The sequence below is a fragment of the Saprospiraceae bacterium genome, assembly GCA_016714025.1.
Taxonomy (GTDB): Bacteria; Bacteroidota; Bacteroidia; order Chitinophagales; family Saprospiraceae; genus Vicinibacter.
Genome location: JADJOB010000001.1, coordinates 326,981 through 347,465, shown reverse-complemented (window position 1 = coordinate 347,465; position 20,485 = coordinate 326,981). Strand labels below are relative to the sequence as shown.

General features: G+C 37.0%; 15 protein-coding genes. 12 read left to right on the top strand and 3 right to left on the bottom strand.

Going from position 1 to position 20,485, the window contains the following annotated elements:
* Positions 1-6: 6 nt before the first annotated feature.
* The 10 genes from IPJ80_01335 (at position 7) to IPJ80_01290 (ending at position 11,559) form a co-directional block, all read left to right on the top strand.
* On the top strand, positions 7-1,293 hold the full coding sequence (locus tag IPJ80_01335; GenBank protein ID MBK7912125.1) for a hypothetical protein: 1,287 nt from the start codon (positions 7-9) through the stop codon (positions 1,291-1,293).
* Between the two features lie 18 nt (positions 1,294-1,311).
* Complete coding sequence (locus tag IPJ80_01330) at positions 1,312-2,373, top strand: imelysin (GenBank protein MBK7912124.1); 1,062 nt, start codon at positions 1,312-1,314, stop codon at positions 2,371-2,373.
* A 9-nt stretch (positions 2,374-2,382) separates the two neighbouring features.
* Complete coding sequence (locus IPJ80_01325; protein ID MBK7912123.1) at positions 2,383-3,741, top strand: thiol oxidoreductase; 1,359 nt, start codon at positions 2,383-2,385, stop codon at positions 3,739-3,741.
* Positions 3,742-4,165: 424 nt separating this feature from the next.
* A complete protein-coding gene (locus IPJ80_01320) occupies positions 4,166-4,549 on the top strand; it encodes a hypothetical protein (protein ID MBK7912122.1) in 384 nt (127 codons plus the stop codon).
* 30 nt (positions 4,550-4,579) lie between these two features.
* Positions 4,580-5,308: a hypothetical protein gene (locus tag IPJ80_01315; GenBank protein MBK7912121.1), complete on the top strand. Its 729-nt coding sequence runs from the start codon at positions 4,580-4,582 to the stop codon at positions 5,306-5,308.
* Positions 5,309-5,416: 108 nt separating this feature from the next.
* Positions 5,417-5,617 carry a hypothetical protein gene (locus tag IPJ80_01310; protein ID MBK7912120.1) on the top strand — a complete coding sequence of 67 codons (201 nt, stop codon included), beginning with the start codon at positions 5,417-5,419 and terminating at the stop codon, positions 5,615-5,617.
* 53 nt (positions 5,618-5,670) lie between these two features.
* Entirely contained in the window at positions 5,671-6,201 is a 531-nt protein-coding gene (locus IPJ80_01305) for an archaeosortase/exosortase family protein (GenBank protein ID MBK7912119.1), read from the top strand.
* Positions 6,198-6,860, top strand: a complete 663-nt coding sequence (locus tag IPJ80_01300) for a hypothetical protein (GenBank protein MBK7912118.1) — start codon at positions 6,198-6,200, stop codon at positions 6,858-6,860. The genes IPJ80_01305 and IPJ80_01300 overlap by 4 nt, the downstream gene beginning before the upstream one ends.
* The gene (locus IPJ80_01295; GenBank protein ID MBK7912117.1) at positions 6,850-7,413 is read left to right on the top strand and encodes a hypothetical protein; all 564 of its coding nucleotides are present in this window, start codon (positions 6,850-6,852) and stop codon (positions 7,411-7,413) included. Before IPJ80_01300 ends, IPJ80_01295 begins: the two co-directional genes overlap by 11 nt.
* A 198-nt stretch (positions 7,414-7,611) precedes the next feature.
* Positions 7,612-11,559, top strand: a complete 3,948-nt coding sequence (locus IPJ80_01290) for a S8 family serine peptidase (GenBank protein MBK7912116.1) — start codon at positions 7,612-7,614, stop codon at positions 11,557-11,559.
* 687 nt (positions 11,560-12,246) lie between these two features.
* Here the strand turns inward: IPJ80_01290 and IPJ80_01285 are convergent.
* Genes IPJ80_01285 through IPJ80_01275 form a run of 3 tightly spaced genes read right to left on the bottom strand, consistent with a single transcriptional unit; the run spans position 12,247 to position 17,588 of the window.
* Positions 12,247-12,597, bottom strand: coding sequence for a 4Fe-4S dicluster domain-containing protein (locus IPJ80_01285; protein MBK7912115.1), 351 nt, complete (start codon positions 12,595-12,597; stop codon positions 12,247-12,249).
* A gap of 60 nt (positions 12,598-12,657) precedes the next feature.
* On the bottom strand, positions 12,658-16,002 hold the full coding sequence (locus IPJ80_01280) for a VCBS repeat-containing protein (protein MBK7912114.1): 3,345 nt from the start codon (positions 16,000-16,002) through the stop codon (positions 12,658-12,660).
* Positions 16,003-16,043: 41 nt separating this feature from the next.
* The gene (locus tag IPJ80_01275; GenBank protein MBK7912113.1) at positions 16,044-17,588 is read right to left on the bottom strand and encodes an acyl-CoA carboxylase subunit beta; all 1,545 of its coding nucleotides are present in this window, start codon (positions 17,586-17,588) and stop codon (positions 16,044-16,046) included.
* A 1,201-nt stretch (positions 17,589-18,789) separates the two neighbouring features.
* On the opposite strand from IPJ80_01275, the gene IPJ80_01270 reads away from it, so the two are divergent.
* Together IPJ80_01270 and IPJ80_01265 are read left to right on the top strand one after the other, a co-directional pair.
* Complete coding sequence (locus IPJ80_01270) at positions 18,790-19,383, top strand: hypothetical protein (GenBank protein MBK7912112.1); 594 nt, start codon at positions 18,790-18,792, stop codon at positions 19,381-19,383.
* 466 nt (positions 19,384-19,849) lie between these two features.
* Positions 19,850-20,479 carry a hypothetical protein gene (locus IPJ80_01265; protein MBK7912111.1) on the top strand — a complete coding sequence of 210 codons (630 nt, stop codon included), beginning with the start codon at positions 19,850-19,852 and terminating at the stop codon, positions 20,477-20,479.
* Positions 20,480-20,485 lie beyond the last annotated feature (6 nt).

Sequence of the window (20,485 nt, the reverse complement as noted above, 5' to 3'; positions counted from 1 at the left end):
TTAATTATGAAAATCCAGTTGCCTAGAATCGGACCATACTTTATTAAAATTGCCGTATTAAGCAGCATGCTGTTTGGATCTGTTGGGTTACAGGTCTTAAATGCACAAACAGATTCGACCCCTTTGAAATCTGAATCTTTCAATCAACTGACCCAAAAACTTGATTTTGAAGCTTATGGAATTATAAATTATCATGCGTTTAATTGGCAATTGTTTCCAGACAAACGCAATGAAATTGATTTTTCGCAGGCAGTTATAGGCTTAGATTATCAAATTTCTGATCGTTGGAAATTTACTTCGGAATTGGAATTTGAGCACGGAGGTACAGGCGTTGCCTTGGAATTTGATCCTTTAGAGGAGTTTGGAGAGTTTGAATATGAAGTTGAAAAGGGTGGTGAAATTTGGTTAGAAGAATTTAATTTATCCTATCAATGGTTTAAGAATCATGCAATCTCATTTGGAAGGGTTAAACTCCCATTTGGACTTGCAAGCTTTTATGATGAACCAACTGAATATCTGGGCACTAGCTACAATCAATTAGAAAACACCATACTCCCTTCCAATTGGACTGAGTTTGGGATTCTTGTAAATGGCAAATTTGGTAAACATTTTAACTATTCACTGGGCATGGTGAACGCATTGGATGGTTCCGGTTTTAACTCAGCGAATTTTATCAAGAGAGGCAATCAAAGACGCTTTGAAACAGTCAAAATTGAAGACATTGCAGGCGTATTGCGTTTGGATTATGAATTTCAAAAAGACCAACTTTTTGGTATCTCATTTTATTCTGGAAACAGTAGAAACAACAGGCCCAAACCGGATTTGAATGTAAATGCCCTAGTGAGTTTGGCTGAATTCCATACCTATTTTAAATTTAAAACATTTAGCATAAAGTCGATGGCTTTATTTGGCCATTTACAAAATTCAGAATTACTGAGTCTTGCCAATAGAAACTTATCAAATAATCTCAATGTAAAACGAACACCCGTTGGTAAACAAGCTGCAGGATTCAATGCGGAATTTGCCTTAAAACCCCTGGCTCTTTTTACAAATATGAATACAAAGGAGTTGTATGTGTTTTCCAGTTTTGATTATTTTGATACGCATCAAAAAACAGAGGGCAGTATATTTAATAATCCACGTTGGAAAAGGCACATTTGGACTTTTGGAATAAATTATTTTCCAACAAAATGGTTGGTTTTTAAATCCCAATTTGAAAACCAGCGATTGGGTATTTCTGAAAAGAAATTTCAGCGAACATTTTCAATGGGATTTGCTTTTAATTTTTCTTAATAATAATTAAATAATAAGATGATAACAACTCAATTAAAATATTTTCTGAGCTTCGGAATCTTTTTTTCGATTTTTTCCTGTTCGGATGAACCGGTCAATCCACAATCAAATTATAGTGAAATTTTAAAGACTGAAACAAATCAAGTGATCATACTTACATATTATGATCTAAATGAAAAGGCTGGGTTACTTTCAGTGCGATGTGATGAATTTTCTTCAAATAAAACACAAGCCCATTTGGATCTGATGCGGCAACTTTGGCGCGATGCGCGAAAGCCATGGGAACAATCTGAAGGCTTTTTATTTGGACCTGTCGACATACAGGGAATTGATCCATCCATTGATTCCTGGCCTGTAAATGTGATCGATTTGGATGCCGTATTGGCAAGCAGTGATCCGTTGACTAAAGAGTACTTGGATGGATTGGAAGGAACTTTGAAAGGATTTCATACACTGGAATATTTGTTGTTTGGAATAGATGGAAATAAATCTGTTCAGGAATTTACAGACCGACAAATAGAATATTTAAAAGCATGTGCTCAAAGTTTAAAAGGAGAAACCAATAAATTACACACTGCCTGGATAAGCGGACCAAGTCCTTACGGAACGATTCTGAAAACAGCAGGGGAGCCTTCAAATCAAGTGTATCTCTCTCAAAAATCTGCTTTACAAGAATTGCTGGATGGGATTATTACCATTGCTGATGAAGTGGGTAATGGTAAAATCAATGACCCCTTTGTAACGAATAATATCACCTTGGAAGAAAGTCGATTTTCTGCAAATTCTAAACAAGATTTTGCAGATAATATTCGGAGCATTCAAAACATTTATTTTGGATCAACTGATGGGAATTATAATTTAAATAGTTTATCAGGCCTTATTAAAACAAAGGATGCAGCATTGGATAGTAAAATAATTAATCAAATACAAGAGGCTATTACAGCGATAATAAATATTCCTGGTACTTTTACGGAAGCAATTTCTGCCAACAGAGCTGCAGTTCAAAATGCACAAGATCAGGTCAGACAACTTCAGTTAATTCTTGAAAGTGAATTAAAGCCATTATTTGATAAACTCTAAGAAAAATACATGCTGCAAAGAGAATTTTGGATAATAACCTTCACAATTGGGTTCTTTTTGAGCTGTACAAAAAACGAAGAAGAACCGCTAAATGTATTGGCTGGTGGAAAGACAACTGTATTTGTAGAAAATTCAAATTCATTTCAATTTCCGGCTCCTAATCTATCGATTGAAGAATTGGAGCAACATCGTTTGGGCGATCAAGCCTTTGAAGCAATATTTGTTACCGCTCCTGCAACAAATAATAGCGGATTGGGTCCCTTGTTTAATCAAAGCGCTTGTGGATCCTGCCATCCAAAAAATGGACGCTCCGTTTTTTCTGAAAATCCCGGAGACCTGGCAGGTTTGTTATTTAGATTGAGTATTACCGGAAAGGGCCCACATGGCGAACCGCTTGCTGTTCCAGGGTTTGGCGGACAACTTCAAACCAAAGCCAACTTAGGCAAGCCAGCAGAAGCTAATGTTGATTATCAGTTCAAGTATGTCAATGGAACATTTGCCGATGGTGAATTGTATGAACTACGTCAGGCCATTTTCAGTTTGACCAATTCGTATATTCCTATTCCGGGAGGAACGCTAATTTCTCCCAGGATGGCCCCACCTGTTTTTGGTTTAGGATTATTGGAGTTTATATCGGAATCTGAAATTTTAAAAAACGAGGATATTCAGGATTCCAATGGAGATGGCATTTCCGGTAAAGCCAATTGGGTATGGGATGTTCAAAAATCAAGCATCCAGTTAGGGAGATTTGGTTGGAAAGCTGGTCAACCTGATTTAGTTCAACAAGCAGCTGCTGCATACAATGAAGATATGGGAGTGACCAATCCCTTGTTTAAAATCGAATCCTCCACCGGACAACGGCAACAGGATAGTTTGAAAGATGATCCGGAAATTGATCAGGAACTGTTAGAGCAAACTGCGTTTTATACCCGATCCTTAGCCGTTCCAGCGCCACGCAATCAATCAGATCCAACGATTCAAAATGGGAAAAGACTTTTTAAAAAAATAGGCTGTGAAAAATGTCACCTATCTAGTTTTAAAACCGGTGTCAGTCCATTTTTATTTTTAAGTAATCAATCGATTCAGCCTTATACAGATTTATTACTACACGACATGGGAGATGCTTTGTCAGATGGCAGACCAGATTTTAATGCATCTGGAAACGAATGGCGAACGCCGCCCTTATGGGGAATTGGTTTAACCTTATTAGTAAATGGCCATACCCATTTTTTGCATGATGGCCGGGCCAGAAATCTCCAGGAAGCCATCCTTTGGCATGAAGGAGAAGCTAAATCGAGTCGGGATCAATTTATAAAGTTGAATAAATCAGAACGCAGCGCAATCTTAAAATTTATTTTATCTCTTTAATTAGCTGATAAGCTAACAAGCTAACAAGCTAATAAGCTAATTTAATAATTCCGAGCTTTCCAACTTTTCTCACTTATCAGCTTAACAGCTTAACAGCTTATCAGCTTGTCTGCAGTTGTTCATCTTATACATTAAAATAATTTTTAATACAAAAAATACCATTTTGAATAGATCAGGATGATGATATTATTTCTACTTTTGCCATTGCCTAGGGGCATCGTATGCCCCGGCTAAACCAAAACTTAAACCATATATCTAAAATGCTAGCAGGGTAAGGGTTGGTAAAGCATAGGCGATTTATTTAAACCAATCTGTCCTGTGAATGATATCTCATCAGCACAAAGGTTGCTTATTGTCCTTCCGGATTGTATTGGTTGTTTATACTAAACCATTATTATTATTTTTAACATATTAAACCAATACCATGAATAATTTACTTAAATTGCTTGCGTTCGTGTGTATAGCCTTAATGGCCAATGCATCCACCGCACAGGCAATCCGACCAGCTACCGTTACGATTGATGGTCTCATTATCCTGGATAATAGTATTCCTGATTTAGCATCTGACTATGTTGCAGATATTACCAATCTGAATATTACTTCCTGGCAAGGAGCTAACACGTTTTTCCAAAAATATTTGGACAGAACAAATGGACGTGGAATTAACATTAGTTTCGATTTACCAAATCGTAAAATGTACATTTCAATTGATGTTGCTAACCAATATGTGGTGCCTCTATCACACGAACCACTAACCGTTGCAAGTTTCAATGAATTCTTCCGTGCGGTTCATGAAGGTCGCATCTAATTTTATCAATAGTTAAAAACTCAATAAATCATGAAAAAATTACTTTTATTAATATGTTGTATCGTTCTGAGTAAAGCTGCCTTTGCACAGTGTACAACAGGTGGATCTGGATTATTTCCAATTTTCACTTCAATGAACGGGGTAAAACCTACAGCTTATACTTGCGATACATTCCGTGCTTCTGGATTAACTGGTCAAACAGGGGTTCCATTAACTACTGGTGCATCTTCTTGCCCAGGTGGTACTTGTACTAACCCAGGGTATTTCGCTCCTTATTATGAAACATACCAATTCAAAAACACTTTATTGCAAAATCAGTGTTTGAGAATCAGCTTTACTGCTGTAAATGCTGGTGGTTGTAACATTACTTGTGCTTACTTAGGTTTGGCTCCAATCTTATTATGGACTGCAGCTGGCGCACCTTGCTACAATGCAGGTGAAATGGGTTCTCCAGGTGGTGTTTGTATGGGTGCTGGTGTTTCTTACCAATTAGAAATCCCACCATGTTCAAATTTCACTGTATTCTTAGCTAATAACAATGGTGCAAGAGGTTCTTATAACATGAACATTACTACTCCTTCTGGTGGCGTTGCTGCTGTAGGTTGTTTAGGTGCTGAGTGTAAAAAATTGTTGACTATCGGTGGTACACCGGTTCCAACGATGACTCAGTGGGGATTATTCCTTTTCGGTTTAATTATCCTGACTTTTGCTTCTGTTGCTCTTTATAACTTTACTCAAAGAGCTTCTGTTAAGCAATAAGATATTGCATTGTTAAAATATATTTAAGGGCAGCTTTTTAGCTGCCCTTTTTTGTTTTATTAGGAATATCCCTGCTTTGGATTGTTATTTTTGCAAATTATTATAATCATGATGCAATTTCCATTTAACCGTTCTGTCTTTGATAAAGCTTTTATGATTTCTTGTGTTCTTGCAGTACTGGGATGGGTTCTGATCTATCTGATTTGGGGAGAATATACCACCGCTGATATTGTATGCATGATCGTGACAGTACCAATTTTGGCTTATTTTATCCATGTATTATTGCTTTTCAAAGACTCAAATGATTAATTTGTTTATTTCATCTAAATCAAATCCCTAAAAATCTAAACCATTAATTTCCAATGTCCTATTTAAAAATTTGGTGGCAGGCTAAATCACCCATAAGCCGTTTCTTGATAGGGTTTATAGGGTTAATGCTTGCTTTTTATGTATTTTATTATTCTCCGCTCTATGAAAAATACATAATGGACTCCCTGCTTTCTGTTCAGGCCAGACTTTCGAATTCCATATTAAATTTACTTGGATTTGATACAGATACCAGTGGTGACATAATAGCTGGTTCTGATTTTAGAGTCAGTATTAAAAATGGATGCGATGGAATTGAAGCAACTGCTTTATATGTTTGTGCGATATTAGCTTTTCCATTTGTTTCGTTCCGGTCTAAACTCAAAGGACTGTTCTTTGGCGTTCTTACGCTTTCTGTATTAAATTTATTCCGGATTGCAGGTCTGTATCTAGCAGGCGTTTACTGGAAATCTGCTTTTGAATTTTTACATTTACATGGTGGGGTAATCGTTTTTACGATGATTGCTATTTTACTTTGGCTGATTTGGGTTTCTCAAATAAAATCTCACTTTGATCAAAAGCCATGAGTGGAGTCCTTAAATTCATCGTGTTTTGTCTTTTATTGTACACTGCATTCATGTTGTTGTTTAAAATACCTATGGTAGAGTCAGGTATTAATTCTGGATTCAGAAGTTCCGTTGAATGGGTATTGAAACAAGCATTTCCGGATGCTTATATCGAGACACAAAACTATTTAGATGCAAACAATCAGCTGGATCCAAATAGTTTTTATTTGGTGTACGGAAATCCTAAGACCATTGCTGCAGAAGAAGCATATGCAGCCCAACAACAGTTAAAAGAATATAAAATTTCAACCTTCTCATTTCAGTTTTTCATATTTCAAATGTTTGTTGTTCCGTTTGTGTTTCTGTTTTCTATCTTTTTGGCAAGTCCCATTGATTGGAAAAAGAAATTGATCAATACTGGATTTGCTGCACTTGCCTTATTGATTTTAATTCTTATAAAAACACTTTTACTTACCTTGTTCTCAATCGCTAATACACAAATTGGTATTTATACATTATCCGAATCTCAACTTTCTTGGGTATTTCACATAATTTCTGCAATGACACTTGGATTTAGTGTGATGTTCGTTTTTTGCCTTTGGCTGCTCCTGGGATTTCGAAATTCGAAATTCAACTCCATGTTTTCAAATTATATTAATCAATTTAAAAATGAAGCTTAGTTTTCTATTAGCATTTTGCCTTTTAATACTGATGGCCTGTTCGACCACTCAAAAACCATTCTCCAATTTAAAAGCAGAAGATTGCAGTCAATTTATTTTTGGACGGATTGAGTCCAGAAGACAACTGACTGAAGCCGATAAAAAAGCATTGCTTGAGAAGGGATTGAGAATTCAAGAAGTAATTTTAGATAATTTTTATCTGGGCTCCTGGAATCAAAAATGGGCTCAAACGGATCTGGAAAAAACAAACATCCGTTCGTTAAATCCATTTGGCTTTCAAGATAAACTGGCTTCCGGTTTAAATGTTACGGATTTAAAAAAATTGGTTGAGTCTCCCGGAAAAAGTATCATTTTACTGCAAACCATTACTACCGTTGATTCCACAGAATGGAGTGCTTTTGGCGAATTAATTTTTCATAAGGATTACTTCTATAGATTGGTTGTGCCACATCAAAATTTAATGGATCTCATCCAATATCCTTGTTTGCGGATGATGAGTATCGTAAAAGAGAATTATGAACCCGAGGACCAATCTTTTAACCCAAAGAAATAGGTTTTAGCTCCTGAAACACGCATTTTTATCAGCTATTACAGCTGATTTCTGATTGTTTTCCTGATTTCAATAGTTTGGTTATCTTTAATACTATTATTTAACATTTATTAAATGAAACCAGTATTTTTATTGATTTTCACAATTAGCTTCTGTGTATCGCTGCTCCCATTGAATTGCATCTTTGCCCAGTCAAAAAATTTGACGGAGAAAATAACCTTGCAATCTGAAAAGTCAATTCCCATAACGAGTTATAACAGGGATGAACTTATCGCTGATCGCTTTTATCGCATTCTTAGTTTTAGTCACTTGTTAAAGGAACAGGAAAAAGTTCAATTAAAGCAACTTGGAATTCATATTCTCGAATATTTAGATCAGTTTAATTACCTCGCCTCAATTCAACCTGCACATCTCAGTAAGGATCTGGGATTTTCAGCATTGCAATCATGTTACCGACTCGAAGCAAAACAAAAGCTTTCAACACAATTGTACTATGGTGAACCATGTATCACTCAAAATGGAAAATTTCAATTGGTCATTAAATATTTCAGCGATATCAGTGAAACTTCAATTCATCAATTACTGGCTTCCTCTGGTTTAAAATCAGACAGAATCTATCCATACAATCAAGTAATCTATTTATCAATTCCTGAAAATCAAATTTCTTCTTTGGCCAGTCTTCCATGGCTTGTTTTTATTGATTGTGAATCTGCCCCAGGGGAACCTGAAGATCGGGAAGGAAGAGCTCTGCATCGCGTCAATACCCTTGTCAACAATAAAATTGAAAACATTCATTTAACCGGACAAGGAGTTAAAGTCATGGTTCGTGATGATGGTTCAGTAGGTCCTCATATTGATTTTACCGGAAGGATCCAACAGGATATTGCTTTGGAAATAGGAGATCACGGAGATGGTGTTTCAGGAATTTTCGCAGGCGCCGGGAACCAGGATCCGATTGTGGAAGGGATGGCACCGGGAGCTGACCTTTATGTAATTAATTATCAACCCGATTTTTTGGATAAAACACTTTCCTATCATCAGAATGAAGGGGTGATGATTACCAATTCATCCTATAGCAATGGATGCAATGCAGGTTACACTATAGAAACCCAGGTAGTAGATAAAATGAGTTTTGAAAATCCAAATTTGCTACACGTTTTTTCAGCGGGTAATTCAAATGGCGCTGATTGCGGTTATGGAGCAGGTAACCAATGGGGAAATGTAACCGGTGGACATAAAATTGGTAAAAATGTTCTCACCGTTGCCAATCTTCGCTTGGACGGCACATTGGAAGAAAGTTCCAGCCGTGGCCCGGCGAAAGATGGACGAATGAAGCCGGAAATTTCTGCCCGGGGTACCAACGAATTATCAACTGCTCCAGGTAACGGGACCTTGGTTTTTGGTGGCACTTCAGCCGCTGCTCCCGGCGTAGCAGGTGTCTGTGCCTTGCTGTATGAAGCCTATAAGAAAAAATACAATCAAAATCCTGAATCTGCATTGATTAAAGCAGCCGTAATGAATACCGCTACAGACATCGGGACACCCGGACCGGACTATCAGTTTGGTTGTGGGGTGATCGATGCCTACAGGGCTTATAAATTGATCCAGGATGAACGTTTTCAAAAATTTACAATCAATCAAGGAGATTTAAAAGAATTTACTATCCAAATTCCGGATGGACTGCCCATTGCAAAATTCATGATCTATTGGCCAGAAATGGAATCCGCCTTAATGGCTCGCAAAGCGCTCATAAATGATCTGGATTTTGAAATAGTCGACCCAAACGGTACCATTTTGCTTCCCTGGGTATTGGATCCAAGTCCAAACGCAAGCACACTCGCTGGTGGTGCCAGTCGTGGTATTGACACCTTGAATAATTTTGAACAAATAACGATTAATTTTCCAAAAGCTGGAAATTACTCCGTTCGGATTAAAGGCAAGTACCTGCCTTCCAATTCAGTTGATTGCTATTTTTTAACTGAAATGGAGGATAAATTACTGAGATTGAATTTCCCCATTGGTGGAGAACAATTTAACATCACAGAGGTTTCTCAAATACACTATACTGCGTACGGACAAGATCCAATTCAATTTAACTTTTCAACGGATGCTGGTAAAACCTGGACTGATTTAGGGACTAGCGTTGCTGGTTCCAGAGTTCGGAATTTTTACATCCCCAATAATTTGTCATCTGATTCTTGTTTAATTGAAATAAGTCAAGGAACACAAACGGTGCGTTCAGATTTTTTTACGATTACCAATGGCGTCCAGGGATTTCGTGTGAGTAAATATTGTCCAACTGAAATGGAATTAAGCTGGAATGGAATTGAAAAAGACAGTTTTGTAATTTATAAATTGGGAGAAAAATATATGGAACCCTTATTTAAAACAACCAATAGTTCCATCTCGCTTCCAAATGATGATCCAAGAAAAGTTAAATGGTTTTCCATTGCGGGTTTTAAAAATTCAGCGCTCAGTAGAAGAGAATTAGCGATTCCAACACCGGATACATTAATTGGTTGTTCGATCTCCTTGGACCTTGCGTTGCATAATGCATCTCAAAATGGATCTTCTTTTTACAGCTGCAATGATTTAAGTCTTCAACCTGTATTTGAAGTGATAAACCGGGCTGCTACACCGGTCAATGGATTTAAAATCAAAGCAATCAGTAAAACAGGAATTGTTGAACAGCAATACAATGATTTAGTACCACCTTATGATACCATCCAGGTTGCATTTAATCAAGGCATTGTGATCAGTGATTTTGGAGTTAAAGAATTGAAAGCATGGATTGAATTCAATGGAGATCAAAATTATTTTAATGATACCATTTCTGTTCCTATTGAAATACAATCGTTGATAGATATCAATGGAACGTATCCGATGCTTGAATCATTTGCTGGAGCAGCCATTCCAAATACCTGGATTCAAAAAAATGCATTACCCGCATCTGATTGGAGCCTTACGGATGTTAAAGGAAAAAACAATCAAACATCAAAAGCTTTGTTTTTTGCAAACCAAAATCCAAATTTCAGAACATTGCCAATTACAATCGTCTCCAGTACGGCCAATTTAGCTACTGCAATCGAACCCTATTTATATTTTGATATGGCGGTGCATCATTTTACAAATAATGTCTATCAGGATAGTATCCAATTTAAAGTCAAAGCAGTTTGTGGAAATAAACAATTTGAAAAAATAATATTAAGTGGCATATTGCCAGAATTAACCACTGTAGAATCAACAGTAAATCAAAATTGGTTACCATTAGACACTTCCTGGTTTTGGATGGCTTACGATTTATCAGAATTTAAAGGATATAAAGTAGTTGTTGAAGTTGAAATCAAGAGAGGACAAGGTGATCGCATTTTTATAGATAATGTAGAAATTCGGGAACGGATTCCTGGAACCGGACAGGCGAGAATGGATATCAATCCAAAGCCAGGTTGTTACAATCGTATCATTACGTTTAAGGACAGTTCGGATTTTATTGGAGATGCTTATTACTGGAATTTTGGTTTAGGCGGAAATCCTGTATTAACGAATGGGAAAGGTCCGGTTACCACCAGATATACTTTGAATGGAAATAAGCGGATTAATTTAAAAATAAAATCTGCGCTGGCAAATGATGCAATTGTAATTGAAGATTTAGGTTTAGTAAATCAGGTTACCAATAGTTATACCTATAAGATAATCAGTGGCCGCACCGTTCAGTTTACCAATAATTCTGTTAACGCAGACAGCTACTTATGGGAGTTTGGAGATGGAACTACCTCTACAGAAAAAAATCCAATCCACGTATTCGATTCAGCAAAAATCTATCGGATAAAATTGACAGCAACCAATGTGTGTGGAGCTTCCAATCGCTCCATCTTTTTGGATTTAACCCTGACAGGAACTTCAAGCACTGACGAAATAATTACCTATTTGTATCCAAATCCAACTAAAAATGAAATTCATGTAATCAGTGGAAAAGAAATTCAAGCGGTTAGTATCTTAAATTTGGAAGGAAAAGAAATTTGGAGTTACCAAAATGTCAATCGAAAAAATTGCCTGATCGCAACCAGTCAACTTCAAGCTGGTATTTATACGCTGAAAATCATGTATAAAAATGGAGTAGAAATTCATCGGATTGAAAAAGTGAATTAAAGGAGGGCTGGAGGGCTGTTAGACTATTAGACTGTTAGACTGTTAGACTTTTAGACTGTTGGGCTATTAGGGAGGAGGGTTATTGATATGTCGAGCATTTTTGAATTTTTGACCACTGAATCCTAACTGCTGACCATTGATTCCCTGGCTAGGCGTAGGCTTGGCCTAGGTCAAATTTCAATCGAAGCATAATTAAGGAAATTTTCAATAAGAGGTGAGAAATCCTTAGCTTTTAGCTATAGAGAAAACTCCTTGCTATGAATCATATTTTAAAACCAAACAAACAGCCCACCAGCCCATCAGTCCTACAGCCGAACAGCCCTTCAGCCCTCCTTGAGTTCGTTCTTAGCTATCACCAAATTAAGCCTAATATAAAATGAGAACAATAAATAGGCTCAGCCTATGAGTAGTTATCTGTTTTCAATAGAAGAATAATTTTGCTTCTTTTTTAATTCTTTCCTCTATAGGTTCAACCTATGCAAGTATCCTTTACAATTGAAATTTATTTGATTTATTTATAGATCAAAATAAGGGACGTAGGCTAAGCCTACGCCCAGCGATGTAGTCTAACAGCCCAACAGTCTAACAGTCTAACAGTCTAACAGTCCACCACCCCTTCAGCCCATCAGCCCTCCAGCCCTCCATTCCTTCAGCCCTTCAGCCCTCTTTCATTAAACCCTCCTCACATTATTTCAAATGCAAACGGTGTTGCCTGTCGGCTAGTATTTCTTTAGATTCTTTTCGATCCGGATCAGGTACGCAACAATCGACCGGACATACGGCTGCACATTGAGGTTCTTCGTGAAAACCTACGCATTCGGTGCATTTATCAGGAACAATAAAATAGTATTCGTTGCTGACTGGTTTTTGTTTTTCCTGAACGTCGACAGTTTCACCATCTTCCAGAGTATAAGAACCGGATAGGGTGGTACCCTCTGCCATCGCCCATTCAATTCCACCTTCATAAATGGCATTGTTAGGACATTCTGGCTCACAAGCTCCGCAATTGATACACTCTTCAGTAATAATAATAGCCATTCAAATGGTATTTTGTAATAAAACAGTAACTAAGGCGATCAGTTCAATTCATTCATTCAATTATCTGACTTTGAATGCTTGAAGCTTTTCGTTGTTATTCGCAGCGATAATATAATAAAGATCATCACGACCTTTTACAATGCGCAATTCTCTCAAATCGTGAATGAGTTTTAATCCAGAAACAGAATTTACCAGGGATAAAAAAGAACCCGTTCCTGTATTAATTAATATTTGACCAACGCTTGCATCATTGCGTGCAGTTTCCACTTCTCGGTTAAAATAGTTTCCACCCAAGAGAATGTCATCAATCCCATCTTTGTTGAAATCAAAAAAAGCGATACTGTAAACAGGCGCAATTTGTGCATCCGCTGGCAAATTGACTTGTTCGAAACTGTTGTTTCCTTTGTTGATCAATGCAATGCTATGAAATTCAGTGGCTTCTTTTACTACAGTGCCATCCATTTTACCTTCAAGAATTTCATTGACAGATGCACGTGCAAATGCATCGTAGGTTTTAAATTTTTGAGAAATAAATGGCATTTGTTCTGATGAACATTGTCTTCCCCGTACTGGAAATAATTTACCATCCGGACTTTTAGAAGCGAGGTAAGTATCCCAACTGCCATTGTCGTCAAAATCATTTAAATAAACATAAAATGGCTTTTTTAATGAAGCTTTAAACTTAGAATTCATACCTAAATTACCTACTACCAAGTCCATTAAACCATCTTTGTTTAAATCCTTTTTTTCTATGGTATTCCACCATCCAAACAAACTATCCGTTTTAAATTCTTTAGTAACTTCTTCTAAATGATTTTTTTCATTTTTAAAAAACCGAATGGTCGACCACTCTCCAACGGTTACTAAATCTTCATCTTTATCATTGTCGACATCAATCCAACAGGCACCGGTAATGCAATCGAATGCCTTAGTCATATCCGGGAAATAACTTGCAGTTTTATCTTCAAAACTTCCGCGATTATTTATAAGAATGCAGCTGCGTTCAGATAATCCATATTTTCCTGGAACCAATCTGCCGCCAATAAATAAATCTAAATCACCATCTCCATCAATATCAGATGCTTTTGCAATAGACTTGCTAAAATGAAGTGCAGGAATTTTATTGCTGCCATCACTAAAAATTCCTTTTCCATTGTTAAGATATAAATGATCCGCATAAAGATTGGAGCCTTCCGGAAATTCATTACTTCCTGAAACGGTATAAATATCTAAATCTTTATCACCATCTGCATCAAAAAATAATACATCGAGATCTTCACTGGCTTTGTATGCCGCCCAGGGATTGGAATTGGATGGAATAAATTTTCCATCAGGAGTTTGCAATAATAATTGACCGGAAGAGCCAGCTGATCCTCCGAGAAATACATCACTCAATCCATCGCCATTAACGTCTCCTTCTTCAAGGGGTGGTCCCAATGTGGATTGTTTATAAGGGATTAATACTTCTTTTTTAAAATCGTCGTATTCATTTTCTACATGTGCAGTATTTTTAAAACTTTGTGCAGTCACTTCTTCCGTTAAAATAAAGGGAACTATTTGTAACAATTGTTCCTTCATCACAACGGTGGCATCTTTTTCTTTTATTGTAATGCTTGAATTGGCTTTTACATTATCTACCCGTATGTATTTTCCATTGGGCCATCTTACAAAGATGGAATCAACTTTTTCAACCCTGCCTAAACCAAAAGTGAGTATGGGTTCAGAACTTGACATATAGCCACGTGCATTTACAACTTCAGCCATTTGAATTTTGGATTCTCCATAAGCAATTAACACACGAGCACCATAAGATTTTAAATTTTTTCCCATGCCTTCGAGTTTAACCCGAACAAAATTTCCGGTTTTATTTTCTACTGCTAAATTTTTATAAACAAAAGCCTCCTGATTCATATTGTTGACAACAAGATCAACATCCCCATCATTGTCTAAATCTGCATACGAAGCACCTTGAGAAAATGATTTCTCATCCAATCCCCATGTTTTTGATAGATTGTTAAAATGCAAGAGTCCATCATTTTTATACATGTAATTAGCCAGTGGTACAGAAGGAGCTTTGTCTAAAATTTTTAAACGCGACATACTTTTATCCTTAATAGCTTCAAGTGCATAACTTGAAAAATCACGATTTCGGATATCGCGCAAAATACCATTGGTAATGTATAAATCTTTAAATCCATCCAAATCAAAATCAGAAAACAGGGTACACCAGGACCAATCCGTTTTTGCAACACCGGCCATCAATCCAACTTCACTAAAAAATCCATTTCCTTGATTTAATTGTAATGTGTTAAACATGTATTGAAAATTATTTCCGGATTTGGAAATTTTCCAAAATTTAGCAGGATCCATGCCAGCCATGTTTGTTTTATTTCTATAATGATCTTCCGGTGTCATATCGGCTATAAACAAATCCAACCAGCCATCATTATTTATGTCAGCTGCATCCACACCCATGCTAAAATTACTTATGTGCCGCAAAGAATAATTCGCAACGTTTTGATACGTACCATCTTCTTTATTTACAAATAAATAATCACCATAGTCGTAATCATTAGCCACGTAAATATCCGGATGGCCATCATTAAAATAGTCACCAATCGTTGCACTTAATCCGAATGCATAACTTTTTACACCTGCCTGATCTGTAATGTCTGTAAAACTTTCATTTCCATTGTTGCGGTACAGTCGGCTGGAGTATTGATAATGAGGTACATTCAGTGCCATAAGTGAATCACGTGTAGTATTGTGGTTTGGTGGTTGATTGACTAAATATAAATCCAAATCACCATCCAGATCATAATCAAAAAAACTTCCTTGTATTGAAAAACCCGGATCATCCAATCCATATTCTTTAGCCTTATTGGTAAAGGTGTTGTCTTTATTATTGATGTATAAAATGTTTCTCCGGCGTTCAGGATCCAGGTATAAACTATTGCACACGTATATGTCATCATAGCCATCACCGTTTACATCTGCTGCAGTCACTCCACCAGACCATTGGTTGCCTCCTTCAATACCCGCAGACTTGGAAATATCCTCAAACTTAAAATTTCCTTTGTTTAAATAAAGTTTTTCAGGACCCTGGTTTGATGCAAAAAATACATCTTGCAATCCATCATTATTTACATCTAAAATTGCAGTTCCGGATCCGGTATAATAACTGTCGAAAAACAATACATTTTCTTCTTCCGTTTCTGTGAGTTTATTATTGAATTTTATACCGGTTTCAGAACTCGGCATACTCTGAAATAATTTTACCTGATCAGAATCGGACGCATTTGTTGCTGTTTCTTTTTTGCAAGAATTACAAATCATCACAATAGAAAATAAAAGAAACAATTGTTTTAATGAATGCATTTTGTTCTTTGAAAATGATACGATCATAATAGCGATTGATATGGAATATAAAATTAATGAGTGATAGTTTATAATGGAATGTTTCCGTGTTTTTTTCTTGGTAAATTATCAACTTTATTAACCAGACTGGCAAACGCTTTGATTAATTTTATACGCGTTTCGGATGGTTCGATGACTTCGTCTATAAATCCTCTTGCTGCTGCATGATAAGGATTAGCAAATTTTTCAGCATATTCCATTTCTTTTTCAATTGCTGCATGTAATGGATCTGCTGCTTGTTCGATTTCTTTTTTAAAAATAATTTCAATAGCACCTTTGGCACCCATGACCGCAATTTCTGCTGTGGGCCATGCAAAATTAAAATCCGCACCAATGTGTTTGCTGTTCATAACATCATAGGCGCCACCATACGCTTTACGTGTTATTACAGTTATACGCGGAACGCTGGCTTCGCTGAATGCATACAACAATTTAGCACCGTTTGAAATGATTGCATTCCATTCCTGATCAGTCCCTGGCAAAAATCCTGGAACATCTTCAAATACCAACAACGGAATATTAAAGCAATCACAAAATCGTACAAAACGAGCAGCTTTTTTCGATGCTTTTACATCAAGACATCCTGCCAATACCATGGGTTGATTTGCAACGATGCCAATACTATTTCCAGCCAATCGTGCAAATCCAATGACCATATTTTCAGCATATAATTCCTGCAATTCAAAAAAGCTGTTTGAATCTACAACGGCCTCAATGGCTAGTTTAATGTCATAAGCTTGTGAGGAAGTAGAAGGAATCAAATCATTCAACTCCATTCGGATTTCATTGCCTGGAATGTAATCAACGTAAGGTGCTCGCTCTTCACAGTTTTGAGGAATGTAAGAAAGCAAGCTTTTTATTTTTTCAATGCAATCTTCATCATGATCGGCTGTCAATTGGCTTACACCAGATTTATTGGCATGTGTAAATGCACCTCCTAAATCTTCTGCAGTTACTTCTTCATTCGTAACGGTTTTAACCACATTGGGACCCGTCACAAACATATAGCTGCTTTGCTCTACCATTATAATAAAATCCGTGATAGCGGGGGAGTAAACGGCACCACCCGCACAAGGACCCATGATCGCAGAAAGTTGAGGAATTACCCCGGATGCACGCACGTTCCGATAGAAAATATCAGCATAGCCGGCCAGTGACCGAACCCCTTCCTGAATACGGGCTCCACCGGAATCATTTAAGCCGATCAACGGAGCACCGTTGCGCATGGCCATATCCATCAACTTACAGATCTTCTCTGCATGCGTTTCAGATAGAGATCCACCAAATACCGTGAAATCTTGAGCAAAAACATAAATCAGCCGTCCATGGACTAAACCATAACCGGTTACCACTCCATCTCCATAATAAATGGATTCCTCCATTCCAAAGTCCGAACTGCGGTGTGTAACCAGCATCCCCATTTCTTCAAAGCTTCCCGGATCACAGAGCAAATCGATTCGTTCACGAGCAGTAAGCTTCTTTTTAGCATGTTGTGCATGGACCCTGGCCAGACCCCCTCCAAGGAGCGCATCTTGTTTTCGGGACCGGAGGGCATCCAGTTTTTTAGTATCCATAATCCGCAAAGGTAGCTAGGCCAACAGAAATGAAGTATAAAGCTTTGTAATTTAAACAAGTGTATAAATTATCCTCGTAAACTCAATCAGGGATTCAGTATAAATTGCATTCTGGATTCGAATGGATGCTATTTAATAAGCATGTGAATTTGAACCCCAACCCCTTGAAAGGGGCTTTGCATTTTACTTCAAATAATGGCTTTGAATCCTTATGTGATTTTATTTTATTAAAAAAAAATTTGCTCTCAACACAAAACAGAAAGCCCCTTCCAAGGGGTTTGGGGTTCGGAGTTCAGTTAAATTGTTTTTTTAATAAATCATAAAATTTAAGAGTTAGCCTTTTCTTTCCATTTATCTTAATTCGAACCCCCAACCCCTTGAAAGGGGCTTTGCATTTTACTTCAAATAATGGCTTCGAATCCTTATGTGATTTTGTTTTAAAAAAATTTACTCTCAACACAAAAGAGAAAGCCCCTTCCAAGGGGTTTGGGGTTCGGAGTTCAGTTAAATTGTTTTTTTAAATAAATCATAAAATTTAAGAGTTAGCCTTTTCTTTCCAATTATCTTAATTCGAACCCCAACCCCTTGAAAGGGGCTTCGCATTTTACTTCAAATAATGGCTTCGAATCCTTATGTGATTTTGTTTAAAAAAAATTTACTCTCAACACAAAACAGAAAGCCCCTACCAAGGGGTTTGGGGTTCGGAGTTCAGTTAAATTGTTTTTTTAATAAATCATAAAATTTAAGAGTTAGCCTTTTCTTTCCATTTATCTTAATTCGAACCCCCAACCCCTTGAAAGGGGCTTTGCATTTTACTTCATAAAATGGCTCCGAATCCTTATTTGATTTTATTTTAAAAAAAAATTTGCTCTCAACACAAAACAGAAAGCCCCTTCCAAGGGGTTTGGGGTTCGGGTACGATTGAATGGAGAACAGATACTATTTTAAGAGGGAATTGATTTTTTAAAACATCATAGGGATAATAGATAATAGGCTGAATTCAAATCCCAAACCCCATTGACAGCAGGTTTATCCCTGGTTTGACTGGAACGCTTGCATTCTGGTTTGGGAATGATTCTAAATAAAACATCATTAATTAGGCCTATTATAAGAAGCAAAGGATGTCCATCATTGTGAATTTATTGATACCGATTGAAATTGCTTTAATGTAATTTTGCGACCTAAACCATAAGATACCATCATGTTCAAAATAGGTCTTACTCATTTAATGTGTTTACCCTTTCTATTGTTTCTGTCAGAATCTTGTAAGAAAACAAAGCAAGCAACAGTGGCAGCCCCTGCTGCTAACAGTTTCCCAACCACCCCGGCAGAAAAAACTGAGGAGGATTTAAAAAAGGAGGAAGCATCCCGTGAGATCATGGCACAGATTTACGACTACCTCCAGGCTCAAGGCAATTGCAATCAATTCAATCATTTGATTGATCAATTTAAAAGCAGGCACTTATTTGTAAATGCAGGTTTTCAGACCTACCAAATCTTAGCTGTAACAGATAAGGGTTTCGGCAGCATTCCGGAAGAGAAAAAGCAGGTATTGCGGGACACCAGCCGTTACAACCAGGGCTATCGGCTCGAATTTTTGCTACACCACATCATGGTGGTCCCCAAACGGAGGGATTCCAGAATACCTTCAAAAACTTTGCTAGGAGAAGAAATCTATGTACTTGATGACCAGAAAAAAATCCGGCTGGGATCTACTGATTATAAAATGAGGACTCAAAAAATGGTTTCAGAACAATTAGAAGTCATTCAAATTGATTCGGTACTTTACAGATAAGCATCCAAAATATTTTAACAAAACGGAGGAAAACGGACAATTGTATTACAAATTAATCATATACGTAAAAGCTGATTGATTATGATTTTACAAATTCACTCCATATTTTATATGTGCTTGGTTCACCCCGGACTGCTTACCCCCCTAAAATTACACATTGTTAATAAGTGTAATGTGTATAAAACTATATCACACAATGATATACGTTATTAAAAAAAAAATATAAGTTTTTTTTGCTTTCTTTAACTAGGCAATGAAGGCCTGTTTATATTTGCAAGGTATAAATCGGGGGAACGAAGACTCCGGTGACGAAGCAATTATTTATAAATTATTGATTTTCTGATGAGTAGCTATGCTATTCCGGGAGATTTTTAGTTTGTAAACAACCAAACCAAGGATGAAAAGACGCACCAAGCTAGAACTTAAGCTCAGGCTATGTATACATACATGGTTGATAAACTGCTGCATGGCAGTTGCCGTCTTTTTACTTTCCTCTTGCAACGAATCAAACGCCAATCAATCCAAAGAAGTCAAAGTGACTGCTCAGGATTCCGGCATGGTTAAAGTTGAATCTACCCAACAAGCCAATGAAGGAAGTGGAGTTAAAGGTCCTTTTGATTCCGACACCACCCTTCAAAATTTATATGCTGATATTATTGCTGGGATTAAATCCAAACCAGGCTATTCTCATTTTGCTGAATTCATGGAACGGGGCAAATTCATTTCGGTGTTTATGCGCCCTAGCAATTTACTCTATACGGTTTTGGTTCCATCCGATGCTGCCATGAAAACTTTGAATCAGGCAAAATTCAGTCAATTGGTATATCCTGAAATGGTCACCCAGGAAAATCTGGATTTCATGTTCAATTATGTTGGCTTTGGATTTTCAACAGAAGAAGGAAGATCTCCTGTGAGAACCATGGTTGGCAAACTACTTATATATGATTACGATAAAAAGAAATTAACCTTAGACGGGCACGAGTTGAAAGTTGAAGACGAGCTGAATCTCAAACCCTCTACGAAACTATATTTTATTAACAAGCTGGTTGAAGGTTCTGAAACCAGTGCTGCTAAAAACGAAGTTAAATCAAATTAAAAAACT